Origin of the sequence: Yokenella regensburgei (genome assembly GCF_051486985.1) — a bacterium.
In the GTDB taxonomy this organism is placed as follows: Bacteria; Pseudomonadota; Gammaproteobacteria; order Enterobacterales; family Enterobacteriaceae; genus CBFFRJ01.
Window position 1 is genome coordinate 35,750 of record NZ_JAHVDV010000004.1, and the last position, 13,700, is coordinate 49,449.

Annotated in this window: 14 protein-coding genes and 3 tRNA genes; 11 read left to right on the forward strand and 6 right to left on the reverse strand. The window is 53.8% G+C overall.

Translation table 11 applies throughout. The annotated features are described in order from the left end of the window. Window positions 1-135 precede the first annotated feature (135 nt). A complete protein-coding gene (locus KXR87_RS04500) occupies window positions 136-414 on the forward strand; it encodes a DUF1435 domain-containing protein (RefSeq protein WP_437431064.1) in 279 nt (92 codons plus the stop codon). A 48-nt stretch (window positions 415-462) separates the two neighbouring features. Here the strand turns inward: KXR87_RS04500 and KXR87_RS04505 are convergent. The 4 genes from KXR87_RS04505 to rsmC all read right to left on the reverse strand — a co-directional run bounded on the left by KXR87_RS04505 (window position 463) and on the right by rsmC (window position 1,985). Then, window positions 463-548: transfer RNA gene (locus tag KXR87_RS04505), tRNA-Leu, on the reverse strand. A 42-nt stretch (window positions 549-590) separates the two neighbouring features. Then, a tRNA-Leu gene (locus tag KXR87_RS04510) sits at window positions 591-676 on the reverse strand. A gap of 28 nt (window positions 677-704) precedes the next feature. Next, a tRNA-Leu gene (locus tag KXR87_RS04515) sits at window positions 705-790 on the reverse strand. Window positions 791-956: 166 nt separating this feature from the next. After that, window positions 957-1,985: a 16S rRNA (guanine(1207)-N(2))-methyltransferase RsmC gene (gene rsmC / locus KXR87_RS04520; RefSeq protein ID WP_437431065.1), complete on the reverse strand. Its 1,029-nt coding sequence runs from the start codon at window positions 1,983-1,985 to the stop codon at window positions 957-959. A gap of 252 nt (window positions 1,986-2,237) precedes the next feature. Between rsmC and KXR87_RS04525 the strand changes: the two genes are divergently transcribed. The 8 genes from KXR87_RS04525 to KXR87_RS04560 all read left to right on the forward strand — a co-directional run bounded on the left by KXR87_RS04525 (window position 2,238) and on the right by KXR87_RS04560 (window position 8,721). Beyond that, window positions 2,238-2,651, forward strand: coding sequence for a DNA polymerase III subunit psi (locus tag KXR87_RS04525; protein ID WP_437431066.1), 414 nt, complete (start codon window positions 2,238-2,240; stop codon window positions 2,649-2,651). Further along, the gene (gene rimI / locus KXR87_RS04530; protein ID WP_437431067.1) at window positions 2,620-3,060 is read left to right on the forward strand and encodes a ribosomal protein S18-alanine N-acetyltransferase; all 441 of its coding nucleotides are present in this window, start codon (window positions 2,620-2,622) and stop codon (window positions 3,058-3,060) included. Before KXR87_RS04525 ends, rimI begins: the two co-directional genes overlap by 32 nt. 21 nt (window positions 3,061-3,081) lie before the next feature. Then, a complete protein-coding gene (gene yjjG, locus KXR87_RS04535; RefSeq protein ID WP_437431068.1) occupies window positions 3,082-3,759 on the forward strand; it encodes a pyrimidine 5'-nucleotidase in 678 nt (225 codons plus the stop codon). Between the two features lie 91 nt (window positions 3,760-3,850). Further along, window positions 3,851-5,440, forward strand: a complete 1,590-nt coding sequence (gene prfC, locus KXR87_RS04540) for a peptide chain release factor 3 (protein WP_437431069.1) — start codon at window positions 3,851-3,853, stop codon at window positions 5,438-5,440. A gap of 398 nt (window positions 5,441-5,838) precedes the next feature. Then, the gene (osmY, locus tag KXR87_RS04545) at window positions 5,839-6,456 is read left to right on the forward strand and encodes a molecular chaperone OsmY (RefSeq protein WP_437431070.1); all 618 of its coding nucleotides are present in this window, start codon (window positions 5,839-5,841) and stop codon (window positions 6,454-6,456) included. A 128-nt stretch (window positions 6,457-6,584) separates the two neighbouring features. Beyond that, the gene (locus KXR87_RS04550; protein ID WP_007373037.1) at window positions 6,585-6,746 is read left to right on the forward strand and encodes a DUF1328 domain-containing protein; all 162 of its coding nucleotides are present in this window, start codon (window positions 6,585-6,587) and stop codon (window positions 6,744-6,746) included. Window positions 6,747-6,871: 125 nt separating this feature from the next. After that, on the forward strand, window positions 6,872-7,945 hold the full coding sequence (locus KXR87_RS04555) for a patatin-like phospholipase family protein (protein WP_437431071.1): 1,074 nt from the start codon (window positions 6,872-6,874) through the stop codon (window positions 7,943-7,945). Next, the gene (locus tag KXR87_RS04560) at window positions 7,942-8,721 is read left to right on the forward strand and encodes a TatD family hydrolase (RefSeq protein WP_437431072.1); all 780 of its coding nucleotides are present in this window, start codon (window positions 7,942-7,944) and stop codon (window positions 8,719-8,721) included. Before KXR87_RS04555 ends, KXR87_RS04560 begins: the two co-directional genes overlap by 4 nt. Window positions 8,722-8,727: 6 nt before the next feature. Here KXR87_RS04560 and KXR87_RS04565 read toward each other — a convergent pair whose 3' ends face one another. Beyond that, window positions 8,728-9,591, reverse strand: a complete 864-nt coding sequence (locus KXR87_RS04565) for a YjjW family glycine radical enzyme activase (protein WP_437431073.1) — start codon at window positions 9,589-9,591, stop codon at window positions 8,728-8,730. Further along, on the reverse strand, window positions 9,563-11,113 hold the full coding sequence (locus KXR87_RS04570) for a YjjI family glycine radical enzyme (protein ID WP_437431074.1): 1,551 nt from the start codon (window positions 11,111-11,113) through the stop codon (window positions 9,563-9,565). Before KXR87_RS04570 ends, KXR87_RS04565 begins: the two co-directional genes overlap by 29 nt. Window positions 11,114-11,364: 251 nt before the next feature. Here KXR87_RS04570 and deoC point away from each other — a divergent pair, with 251 nt between their 5' ends. Then, complete coding sequence (deoC, locus tag KXR87_RS04575; RefSeq protein WP_437431075.1) at window positions 11,365-12,144, forward strand: deoxyribose-phosphate aldolase; 780 nt, start codon at window positions 11,365-11,367, stop codon at window positions 12,142-12,144. Window positions 12,145-12,328: 184 nt separating this feature from the next. Beyond that, entirely contained in the window at window positions 12,329-13,651 is a 1,323-nt protein-coding gene (gene deoA / locus KXR87_RS04580; RefSeq protein WP_437431076.1) for a thymidine phosphorylase, read from the forward strand. Window positions 13,652-13,700: the final 49 nt, after the last annotated feature.

Below are 13,700 nucleotides of genomic sequence, written 5' to 3' on the forward strand. Positions count from 1 at the left end.
CGCGAAAAGATGAAATTGTTTAGATTTAATTAAGTGACGCTTAATTTATCACCTTCGTGAATCTCTGTCACCTGAAGATGAGTAAAGTTCATACCGCTTTTTGTCGGTATGCTGACAAATGAGAAAAGATATCATATGATATTGGTTATCATTATCAGTGTGAGAGATGAAACCATGTTGCAACGTGCTTTGGGAAGTGGATGGGCCATCCTGTTACCCGGTATCGTCGTCGCTGTGATGGCTTTTGCCGATCTTTCGCTGGATGCCTGGCGGGCAATGATCATTATCGGGTTAGTGCTGACACCTGCCATGCTCTACCATAAACGCTTGCGTCATTTTATCTTATTGCCATCAGGTGTTGCCCTGGTAGGCGGAATCATCCTGGCTATGCTCAATGTGAAAACGATGTTGTAACAGGATGGTGAAACCGGGGGGGCAAATCAGGAAAGGAGATAAGATATTTGGTGCGAGGGGGGGGACTCGAACCCCCACATCCTAAGGACACTAACACCTGAAGCTAGCGCGTCTACCAATTCCGCCACCTTCGCACAACTATCTTACTTTGCTACTGCTGTTTGATATCGCCTCGTTGGTGCGAGGGGGGGGACTCGAACCCCCACATCCTAAGGACACTAACACCTGAAGCTAGCGCGTCTACCAATTCCGCCACCTTCGCCCAGTGCGAGCAATATCATTGTGGATTATGGTGCGAGGGGGGGGACTCGAACCCCCACATCCAAAGGACACTAACACCTGAAGCTAGCGCGTCTACCAATTCCGCCACCTTCGCATACCATCGATACAATAAGTATCGTTACCACGGAGGCGCATTCTAGATGTTTTCTGGTTTTCGTCAATAGTTAATTGCAGGTCGCTTTTTCAACTGACGTAAAAAAACGCAGCGGGAATTCAGGCATTAGGGCCCGGTAAAATAACCCTTACCGGGCGCGGGAAAGTTAACGTTTAGCCTGACGGGTCAACACGGTGCGATAGACCTTAAAGCGCCCGGTCTGAGCAATCACCTCATGGAAACCAAAGATTTCATCCAGTACGGCAGGATAAGGCAGGAAGGCGTTAGCGACGATACGCAACTCTCCCCCGCTGTTAAGGTGGCGAACCGCGCCGCGGATCAGCACCTGCGTAGCTTCCAGGCTGGTTTGCAAGCCATCATGGAACGGCGGGTTAGAGATGATCATGTCGAAGCGACCGGTGACATCAGAGAAGACGTTACTGGCAAACACCTCTCCTTCCAGCCCGTTCGCAGCAAGGGTAGACTTACTTGCTGCAATGGCCGCAGCAGAAACATCACATAACGTCAGGCGCACCTTCGGGGAATGGCTGGCCAGTACTGTAGAGAGTACGCCTGCACCACAACCCACATCCAACACTTTGCCTTTCGTATGCGGCGTCAGGGTGGAGAGTAAGAGCTGGCTTCCAACGTCGAGCCCATCGCGGCTGAAAACGCCCGGCAGGGTTTTGATGGTCAAACCATCCAGCGCGTATTCGTTCCAGAAACCCTGAGCATCAAAGGTCGGCTGTTTCTCCAGCCGGCCATGATACAACCCACAGCGACGTGCGCTATCAACCTTATTCAGGGGCGCGAACTCTGCCAGCATCTGTTCTGCACTGCGCACACCGCTGCGGTTTTCACCGACAACAAAAATGTCCGTCCCAACCGGCAGAAGGGAGAGGAGATTCATCAACTGATACTGGGCTTCAGGTTTATTCTTCGGCCAGTAATAGATAAGGGTATCACTGTCGCCCACAGCCTCTTGTTCCAGGCTCAGTGCGAAGACAGCATTATCGCCCATCTGGCGATTCAGCGTTTGCCACTGGTGATATTGCTGGGTCCAGGCGCGGCTAAACGCGGTCTCCAGCCTGGCGGGCAGGTCATCCTGCAAGTCACCGGCAAAAAGAATGCGGCTTTGTTCGAAATCATCACTGTGACGCAGCAAGACTTCACTTGCCGGGGTTAAAGCAGACATGGGAGGGTTCCTCATTAAACTCAGCCCGGGATTATACACGTTATCCTTCACGCTGCCTCTTTGTTGACGGCGTCTTTGCACCCCGGTCACTTACCTGAGTAAGCTCCCGGGGATACTCATCCTTGTCGCCGCGATGCAACGTGAATGATGTTGTGTGTATACAGGTTATCCTTCACGCTGCCTCTTTGGTTGATGGCGCATAATCGACGAGTTTGCTATATTTGCGCGCCTGACAGACAGGAGTGCTTCCCGATGACGACCCGACGCGACTGGCAATTACAGCAACTGGGTATCACCCAGTGGTCCCTGCGCCGCCCGACGGCGTTACAGGGAGAGATCGCTATCTCGCTTCCGCCTCATGTTCGTCTGGTAATGGTCTCTTCTGAACTTCCTGCCCTCACCGAGCCGTTGATAGACGATGTGTTACGCGCGCTGGCAGTGACTGCAGATCAGGTCTTACAACTGACACCGGACCGCGTACTCATGCTTCCCGAAGGGTCAGCATGTAACAGCTGGCGAATAGGTGTTGAGACACCCCTGACGCTGGCGGGCGCACAAGTGGCATCGCCTGCATTTGACGAACTTCGGGCAAACCCGGCGGCACGAGCCGCGTTATGGCAACAAATCTGCGATTATGAACACGATTTCTTCCCTCACCACGACTGATTTAGCCCGTGCCTATGATATCGAAACTCGCGCGCATGCCTTTCCCTGGAGCGAGAAGACGCTGGCGTCTAACCAGGGCGAGCGCTATCTCAATTTACGGCTGATGGTGGGCGATGAAATGGCGGCCTTTGCCATTACCCAGGCCGTGCTTGACGAGGCCACTCTGTTTAATATCGCCGTCGACCCGACATGGCAACGTAAGGGGCTGGGGCGGGCGTTGCTTGAGCACCTCATCAGCGAACTTGAAAAGCGCGACGTCCTGACGCTATGGCTGGAGGTGCGGGCGTCAAACCTTGCCGCCATTGCCCTGTACGAAAGTCTGGGCTTTAACGAGGCGACCATTCGCCGCAACTATTATCCCACCGCGACCGGGCGGGAAGACGCCATTATCATGGCGCTGCCACTTTAATAAATGAAAGGTGTAGATGTAATGAGATGGGACTGGATATTCTTTGATGCTGACGAAACCCTGTTTACGTTCGATGCGTTCGGCGGCCTGCAGCGGATGTTCCTTGACTATAGTGTCACGTTCACTAGCGAAGATTTTCAGGACTATCAGTCGATTAATAAACCGTTGTGGGTCGATTATCAGAACGGTGCTATTACCGCGTTACAGTTACAACATCAGCGTTTTCAGGGATGGGCTGAACGCCTTAACGTTGCCCCTGGTGATTTAAATCACGCCTTCCTTAATGCGATGGCGGAAATCTGTGCGCCGCTGCCCGGTGCCGCCTCTCTGTTGTCGAGCCTCAAAGGAAAGGCAAAGCTTGGCATTATTACCAATGGCTTTACCGCGTTGCAGCAAATTCGTCTGGAACGTACCGGTTTTCGTGACTACTTTGATTTACTGGTCATCTCTGAGCAGGTTGGCGTCGCAAAACCTGATCCACGTATTTTCGATTTCGCGCTGGCGCAGGCGCAAAATCCGGATCGCTCCCGGGTGCTGATGGTCGGTGATACCGCCGAATCCGATATTCTGGGAGGCATGAATGCAGGCCTGTCGACCTGTTGGCTCAACGCGCACGATCGCGTCCTGCCCGAGGGTATTGATCCCACCTGGACCGTGACATCGCTAACCGAACTGGAGCAACTCCTGTGTAAACATTGATTGTCTGCACTCAGTCGTTGAGTACAATAGCCGCATTTTTCTTATCTCCTGGCGTGGCTGTGGCCGCGCCTTTACCCAGAAGAAATTGATTATGACGTTGTCTCCTTATTTACAAGAGGTAGCGAAGCGCCGTACGTTCGCCATTATCTCTCACCCGGATGCCGGTAAAACCACCATCACCGAAAAGGTGCTGCTGTTCGGACAGGCTATCCAGACCGCCGGTACGGTAAAAGGCCGTGGCTCCAGCCAGCACGCAAAATCCGACTGGATGGAAATGGAAAAGCAGCGTGGGATCTCGATTACCACTTCCGTGATGCAGTTCCCGTATCACGACTGTCTGGTGAACCTGTTGGATACCCCGGGTCACGAAGACTTCTCTGAAGATACCTACCGTACCCTGACGGCGGTGGACTGCTGTCTGATGGTTATTGATGCGGCAAAAGGGGTTGAGGATCGTACCCGCAAGCTGATGGAAGTTACCCGTCTGCGCGACACGCCCATCATCACCTTTATGAACAAACTTGACCGTGACATCCGCGATCCTATGGAATTACTGGATGAAGTGGAAAACGAGTTGAAGATTGGCTGTGCGCCTATCACCTGGCCGATTGGCTGTGGAAAGCTGTTTAAAGGCGTATACCACCTTTATAAAGACGAAACCTACCTTTACCAGACCGGTAAAGGCCACACCATTCAGGAAGTGCGCATTGTTAAGGGTCTGAACAGCCCGGAGCTGGACGCGGCGGTGGGGGACGATCTGGCACAACAGCTGCGTGACGAACTGGAGCTGGTGCAGGGCGCCTCTAACGAGTTCGACCAGGAGCTGTTTCTGGCGGGCGAAATCACCCCGGTCTTCTTTGGTACGGCACTGGGTAACTTTGGCGTCGATCATATGCTCGACGGGCTTGTCGAGTGGGCGCCAGCGCCGATGCCGCGCGCGACCGACTCCCGCGAGGTCGTGGCGGCGGAAGAGAAGTTCTCCGGCTTCGTCTTTAAAATTCAGGCCAACATGGACCCGAAACACCGTGACCGCGTCGCCTTCCTGCGCGTGGTCTCTGGTAAATATGAAAAGGGCATGAAGCTGCGCCAGGTTCGCCTGGGTAAAGACGTGGTGATTTCCGATGCGCTGACCTTTATGGCGGGCGACCGCTCTCACGTTGAAGAAGCGTTCCCTGGCGATATCATCGGTCTGCACAACCACGGCACCATTCAGATTGGCGACACCTTCACGCAGGGTGAGATGATGAAGTTCACCGGCATTCCGAACTTCGCCCCTGAACTGTTCCGCCGTATTCGCCTGAAAGATCCGCTCAAGCAAAAACAGCTGCTCAAAGGGCTGGTACAGCTCTCAGAAGAGGGGGCCGTCCAGGTGTTCCGTCCCATCGCCAACAACGATCTGATCGTGGGTGCGGTAGGGGTGCTGCAGTTTGACGTAGTGGTATCGCGTCTGAAAAGCGAATACAACGTCGAAGCGGTGTATGAATCCGTCAACGTGGCAACTGCGCGTTGGGTGGAGTGCGGCGACGTGAAGAAATTCGAAGAGTTTAAACGTAAGAACGAAATTCACCTTGCGCTGGATGGCGGCGATAACCTGACCTATATTGCCCCCACTATGGTTAACCTGAACCTCGCACGTGAGCGTTATCCTGACGTTCAGTTCCATCAGACCCGCGAACACTAATCCCTCTACGGAGCGCGGCAGACGCCGTGCTCCGTCACTTTACCTGTCTTATTAGCCTCTTGCGGAAAGTTCTTAAATAGACGCGATTTCGCTTTCATTGCTCGCTTTTTAATCTCTCCAACAAGCGCTTTTGCGATTGTGATCTATATTTAACAAAGTAATGACATTTTGGTTGGGTGTTAATCCCGTTCAATGCATGTTCAAAGGTTATTTATTCATCCAAAGTGTCATTGCTCAGTATTAATGACTGGAAAAGAGCCATGTGCGAAGGGTGAAAGCGGCAAAGGCCGTGAATGTGACCCAAGTCCTTGACTCAATATTAGGTGATTTCACCAGAGTAACAACGGCTTGATTGCCGTGGACAGCCCAAATTGTGGGCAAACTACAGGAATAGATCGATGACTACGACAAGACTGAAGATTTCTAAGACTCTGCTGGCAGTAATGTTGGGCGCAACGCTTGCAAGTGGTTCTGCATTAGCGGAAACCACCACAACCGACAAAGCGCAAAATACTGCTGATAACGCAGGGCAAAAAATCGATAGCTCTATGAATAAAGTCGGTGATTTCATGGATGACAGTGCCATTACGGCAAAAGTTAAAGCCGCGCTGGTTGATCATGAGGATATCAAAAGTACCGATATTTCCGTGAAAACTGAGAAGAAAGTGGTGACCCTGAGTGGTTTTGTTGAGAGCCAGGCTCAGGCTGAAATGGCAGTAAACGCAGCGAAAGGTGTTGAGGGTGTGGCCTCCGTAAGTGACAAACTGCATGTTCGTGATGGTAAATCAACCACCGCGAAAGGTTATGCAGGCGATACGGCGACAACCAGTGAAGTGAAAGCAAAACTGCTTGCCGATGACATCGTCCCGTCCCGTAAGGTGAAAGTGGAAACAACCGATGGTGTCGTGCAGTTGTCCGGTACCGTTGATTCTCAGGCACAAATCGAACGTGCTGAGAGCATCGCTAAAGCGGTGGATGGCGTTAAAAGCGTGAAAAACGATCTTAAAGCAAAGTAATAAACCCTGAAAATGTGCAAACCCGATAAATTCGGGCGAAGTCAGTAAGCACCTGGGAAAATATCGCAGTGAGCATCCTGAGCGCTCACGTTTAGCGGTCGACATTAACTATGGTTAAGGAGAGTCTTATGTTTCGTTGGGGCATTATATTTCTGGTTATCGCGTTAATTGCCGCCGCTCTGGGCTTTGGTGGTCTGGCAGGTACGGCAGCTGGCGCTGCAAAAATCGTCTTTATCGTGGGTATCATTCTGTTCCTGGTCAGTCTGTTCATGGGACGCAGACGCCCATAGCGATGTAACGTTCGGTTAAACGAATCCTAAAGCCAGTCCATGTGACTGGCTTTCATTGTTTCTATGAATAGTAAAATGCGTTACTTTGGCTTAATGATAACCAATAATAATTAAAGGAAGGCAGGGTGGGGCAGCATATTCCCGTAACGCTTGGCAACATCGCGCCACTTGCGCTAAAACCATTTCGTCCTGGCCGCATCGCCCTGGTATGTGAAGGTGGCGGTCAGCGGGGCATCTTCACAGCCGGCGTGCTGGATGAATTTATGCGCGCCGAATTCGACCCCTTCGATCTTTACCTTGGCACCTCTGCCGGTGCGCAGAATCTCTCTGCGTTTGTCTGCAACCAGCCGGGGTATGCCCGCAAAGTTATCATGCGATATACCACGACGCGGGACTTTTTCGACCCGGTGCGCTTTGTGCGCGGTGGTAATCTGGTCGACCTTGACTGGCTGGTAGAGGCCACAGCAACCAAAATGCCGTTAGCGATGGACTATGCCGCGCGTGGGTTTGATGCAGGAAAATCCTTTCTGATGACCGCCTGCCGGCAGGATGACTACACGGCAGAGTATTTCTCACCGGATAACAGCACCTGGCTTGATCTGATTCGGGCGTCCAGCGCCATTCCGGGTTTTTACCGACCGGGCGTCATGCTTAATGGCATAAACTACCTTGATGGCGGCGTGAGTGACGCCATTCCGGTGCAGGAAGCGGCAAAGCGCGGGGCAAAAACCATCGTTGTGATCCGTACCGTACCCTCGCAGATGTACTATACCCCGCAATGGTTTAAACGCATGGAGCGCTGGCTGGGAGAGAGCAGTCTGCAACCCTTGATAAATCTGGTGCAGCATCATGAGAAAACCTACTCCGCGACCCAACGGTTTATCGAGACGCCGCCCGGTAAACTGCGCATTATCGAGATCTATCCGCCAAAACTGTTAAGCAGTATGGCGCTGGGCAGTCGGCTGCCCGCGCTGCGTGAAGACTACCGGACAGGTCGGCTTTGTGGCCGCTATTTCCTTGCCACGGTGGGTAAATTCCTGGTGGCAACGCCGCCGCTGCTTCGTCATCGCCCGGTTGTCACTCCCCCTGCGACCATTGTGGTACCGCCCGCCGCAGTGGCAAACGATGCGCTGGACACCCCACTGGTCAACGCAGTGCAGGCCAACGATGTGCCATTTATTGACGAGGATACGGCGTGACTTTTCGCTTCATCGATACCCACTGCCACTTTGATTTTCCCCCGTTTGCGGGCAATGAGGCGCAAAGCATCGCCCGTGCGGCAGAGGCGGGCGTCGAGCGGATTATCGTGCCATCGATAGCATCGCGCTATTTTGACCGCGTGGAGAGCCTGGCCCGTACATGGCCTGCGTTGTACGGCGCGCTCGGGCTGCATCCCATCGTCATCGAAGAACACACCCCGGATTGCCTCGACAAACTGGAACAGCGCCTCGCCACGCGGCCAGCCAACGTGGTTGCCATCGGTGAAATAGGTCTCGATTTATACCGTGAAAATCCGCACTTCGAACAGCAGGAAGCCGTGCTGGAAGCACAGCTTAAACTGGCAAAACGCTTTGATTTGCCAGTACTCCTGCACTCGCGGCGCACGCACGACAAACTCGCCATGTACTTAAAGCGTCACAGCTTACCGCGAACCGGCGTGGTGCACGGCTTTGCCGGCAGTTTGCAGCAGGCTGAACGCTTTATCAGCCTCGGGTATTGTATTGGCGTGGGGGGCACGATTACCTATCCGCGTGCCAGTAAGACCCGTGAGGTAATGGCGCAGTTGCCGCTTGGATCCCTGTTGCTGGAAACCGATGCACCGGATATGCCGTTGAATGGTTTTCAGGGCCAGCCGAACCGGCCTGAGCAGGCCGCACGCGTCTTCGACACGCTTTGTGAACTGCGCCCGGAAGCACCGGATGTGATTGCCCAGGCGTTGTTCGACAATACACACCGTCTGTTCCAGCTTGCCTGAGGATGACTACAGGTAGAGTGCAGGCAGGATAACGTTTGTGATGCCCCGTGTTTCCAGCGCCTGCGCCAGCGGTTCGACATCCTGCGCTCCAGCGCTGCGCCACTGTTTTGCTTCGCCATAAACGCCATGAGCATGAAACGCATTGAGTCTTACTGGTACCTCACCCAGCGTCTGAATAAAGGCGGCCAGAGCATCAATGTGTTGCAGGTAATCGCTATGGTCGGGGATAACCAACAGCCGCAGTTCAGCAAGCTTTCGGTTTTCCGCTAACAGACGCAGGCTGCTCTTCACCTGGCTGTTATCCCGCCCGGTAAGGCTGTGATGGCACGTACTACTCCAGGCTTTCAGGTCGATCATCGCCCCATCGCACACGGGCATCAGTTTATGCCAGCCCGTCTCGCTGAGAACGCCGTTGCTGTCCACCAGACACGTGAGGTGCCCCAGGGCTTTGCTGCTCTTAATGGCGTTAAAAAGTTCCAGTAAAAAGGGCAACTGCGTGGTCGCTTCTCCACCACTTACGGTAATGCCCTCAATAAACATCATTGCTTTCTGGATATGGGCCAGCACCTCATCCACGCTGAGCCTGCTCGCCATCGGCGTTGACTGCCGGGGGCAGAGCGTCAGGCAGGTGTCGCACTGCTGACACACCGTGGTATCCCAGTTTACTAACCCGCCTGCCAGCGTTAAGGCACCATGCGGACAGGCCGGTACGCACACGGCGCAATGATCGCAGCGGCCAATCGTCCACGGGTTATGGCAGTTTTTACAGTGCAAATTACAGCCCTGTAAAAACAGGGCCAGGCGGCTTCCCGGCCCGTCCACGCAGGAAAACGGAATGATGTTACTGACTAAAGCGCATCTGCTGTTCATGACTGACCACACGAGGTTGTCGTTCAAGGATACGGGTATTACGGGCAGCTTCTTCACCCAGCCAGGTGGTATTGGTGCGCGACCCTTCAGCGCGGAATTTTTCCAGATCGGAGAGGCGCACCATATAGCCTGTGACGCGCACCAAATCATTACCGCTGACGTTGGCGGTGAATTCACGCATCCCGGCCTTAAACGCACCGAGACAGAGCTGCACCACCGCCTGCGGGTTACGTTTTACCGTTTCATCCAGGGTGAGAATGTCGCTGATCCCCGAAGTATACCAGGCATGATGCGGGGCAACCGTGAGCAGGTGGGTGATGGGATCGGGTTCGTCGCCATAGGGCAGCCGTGCGCCTGGGGTCGTGCCAGCGTCTGAGCTGATACCCGATTGTGCATGCAGCATTGCCCGGTTATTCCAGCCATGTTTCACCGGCGTCGTTGCCACAAACTGAGCGAGCTGTTCGCTGATCTGATAGGCCAGCCTGGTGGCCTCTTCATCTTTACCGTAGCGGGCGCTGAGACCTGCTCGTTCACACAGCAGGTTAACCGCTTCGGCCAGCCCGTACATCCCAAACATTGGCGCAAAGCGCTGAGGGTCAATCAGCCCTTCCTTCACCAGGAAGCTATGCTCAAAGAAGCCGGACTGCGTGTAGAGGAAGTCACAACGCGCGTTGATGATGGCGATTTGCTGCTGGCAATAGTGGGGAAGCATGCGCCTGAAAAAATCGTCGCTCTCCTTGCTGCGTTCGGCGATGGCCTTCAGATTTAATCGCACCAGGGTGCTGCCCCCGCCTGCCAGCGGCAGGGAGTTGTAACAACTGACGATGCCGTACTGCCCTTTTGTGAAAATTTTATCATTTATCGGGCCGTTAGCGACGTGTGGCTTGCTGCATTCACAAATGTTTTTCGCCACCTCAAGCAGTAAATCCTGCGGCGTAATCTCTGGGTCATAAATAAAGGTCAGATTAGGCGCAACCTGCTTGAGTTCGGCATCTGCACGCAGAATGGCGCGTGTGACAGGCGTATCCGCAGGGCCAATATTGGCATGCATGAAGGCATCGGGCAGGGTTCTGTCGAGATAACGCCAGAAACGTTTTATTCGAATATCGATCTCTTCTTGTGTTAGAATTTTAACATACGGCTGCAGTATGGCATCGAGTTGCCCCAAATAGACGGGCATGGATGTGACGGAAGGAACATGGTGGTAGAGGATAGTCAGCATCGACAGCGCGTCGTCGAGGTCGGTTGCCCCTTCCAGTTCAAGCCATTGCGAACCGTTCGCGAGGAATTTTGCATAATCGGGCAGGACATAGCGTGGTTTATAGGGGGCATGGCCCTCGAACATATCGCAGATTGTCCCTTCTTCCAGCGCGGCACGAGACTGTTCCGGCAGCGCCGGGTAGGGGAGATGGTTCTCCGCTTCCAGCGCCAGAAAGTGGCGTTTTTGCGCAGGCGTGAGTGCCGTACTGGTAACAATTTCCCGGCAGCGTGACTGGTGGGATGAATCAGTAGTCAAAGACATATTCGCTCCTCTTATTCCTTAAGTGGTGAGCGAAGTGTAGGTAATCGGTGATTCGTCTCTCTTGATCCACACCCGCTAAATAGCCAGTAACGTTCTTCGCGTAATACAAAAATTTGATGAATGTCTCATTATGGTTTTGCAAATGTGTATGTCGTTTTCATTAACTGTGATGAGTGTCGAAGTGTGATGATGGGTAAATGTTAGAATAATAACAGACCCGACTAAATCGGCAGTTGCCGACGGAGAGAGCTATGACTGATTTAACTGCAAGCAGCCTGCGTGCGCTTAAACTGATGGACCTGACTACCCTTAACGACGATGACACCAATGAAAAAGTCATCGCCCTGTGCCATCAGGCAAAAACTGCAGTGGGTAACACGGCGGCCATCTGTATCTATCCGCGTTTTATTCCGATTGCGCGTAAAACGCTGAATGCGCAGGGCACCCCCGATGTGCGTATCGCGACGGTAACTAACTTTCCGCATGGTAACGACGACATTGATATTGCCCTGGCGGAAACCCGCGCTGCTATCGCTTATGGTGCAGACGAAGTGGACGTGGTGTTCCCGTACCGTGCGCTGATCGCCGGTAACGAGCAGGTGGGTTTTGATCTGGTCAAAGCCTGTAAAGAAGCCTGTGCGGCGGCAAACGTGCTGTTGAAAGTCATCATCGAAACCGGTGAGCTGAAAGAAGAAGCGTTGATCCGTAAGGCCTCTGAAATCTCCATCAAAGCCGGGGCGGATTTTATTAAAACGTCTACCGGTAAAGTACCGGTCAATGCCACGCCGGAAAGCGCTCGCATTATGCTGGAAGTGATCCGTGATATGGGCGTTGAGAAAACCGTTGGTTTCAAACCGGCTGGTGGCGTGCGTACCGCTGAAGACGCGCAGCAGTATCTGGCGATTGCCGATGCGCTGTTCGGTGCTGACTGGGCGGATGCCCGCCACTATCGCTTTGGCGCGTCCAGCCTGCTGGCAAGCCTGTTAAAGGCGTTGGGCCACGGCGACGGTAAGAGCGCAAGCAGCTACTGATTCACTCATCCTGCTTCAGGCTGCAGGTGCGTTGGCTGCACCTCCTTACCCAGGCCACTTGTTTTGGTAAGCGCCTGGGATACGCTTCCTTACCGCCTTCCTGCAGCCTGAATGATTTGAGTAAATCTTGCTTTTCATTGCGGCGGCTCATCCGCCGCCCTTAACCTGATTGTTCGGGGGTACCGTGTTTCTCGCACAAGAAATTATTCGTAAAAAACGTGATGGTCATGCGTTAAGCGAAGAAGAAATTCGCTTTTTTATCAATGGTATTCGCGATAATACCGTTTCCGAAGGGCAGATTGCTGCGCTGGCGATGACCATTTTCTTTCATGATATGTCGATGCCTGAGCGTGTTTCGCTGACCATGGCAATGCGAGATTCAGGAACGGTGCTGGACTGGAAAAGCCTTAACCTCAACGGCCCGATTGTCGATAAACACTCCACCGGCGGTGTGGGTGACGTGACCTCGCTGATGCTGGGACCGATGGTCGCCGCATGTGGCGGTTACATCCCGATGATCTCCGGGCGCGGCCTGGGGCATACCGGCGGTACGCTGGACAAACTGGAAGCCATTCCGGGCTTCGATATCTTCCCGGATGACCAGCGCTTCCGCGACATTATTAAAGATGTTGGTGTGGCGATTATCGGCCAGACCAGCTCTCTTGCCCCGGCGGATAAGCGTTTTTACGCCACGCGTGACATTACCGCGACCGTCGACTCCATTCCGCTGATCACCGCCTCGATCCTCGCCAAGAAACTGGCTGAAGGGCTGGATGCGCTGGTGATGGACGTGAAGGTGGGCAGCGGGGCCTTTATGCCGACATTTGAACTCTCTGCGGCGCTTGCCGAAGCGATCGTTGGCGTCTCCAACGGCGCAGGCGTGCGCACCACCGCGCTGCTCACCGACATGAACCAGGTGCTGGCCTCCAGCGCGGGTAATGCCGTTGAAGTCCGTGAAGCCGTGCAGTTCCTGACCGGCGAATACCGTAACCCGCGTCTGTTCGACGTGACTATGGCGCTGTGCGTTGAGATGTTGATTTCAGGCAAACTTGCCAGCGATGACGCCGAAGCGCGCGTGAAGCTGCAGGCGGTACTGGACAACGGCAAAGCGGCAGAGATCTTTGGTCGCATGGTTGCAGCCCAGAAAGGCCCAACCGATTTTGTCGAAAATTACGCCAGATACCTGCCCACCGCGATGCTGACGAAAGCGGTCTACGCAGACCATGAAGGTTTTGTGTCGGCGATGGATACCCGTGCGCTCGGCATGGCCGTCGTGTCGATGGGCGGCGGTCGTCGCCAGGCCTCTGACACTATTGACTACAGCGTCGGCTTTACGGATATGGCTCGCCTCGGCGAAAGCGTCGATGGACAGCGTCCGCTGGCCGTGATCCACGCGAAAGACGAAAACAGCTGGCAGGAAGCAGCGAAAGCCGTGAAAGCGGCGATTACGCTTGACGATAAAGCACCAGAATCCACACCAACGGTCTATCGTCGTATCGCTGAATAACTGTATACTGATCTGATCGCTATTTTTTGAAGCACTACGTACGGAGAAC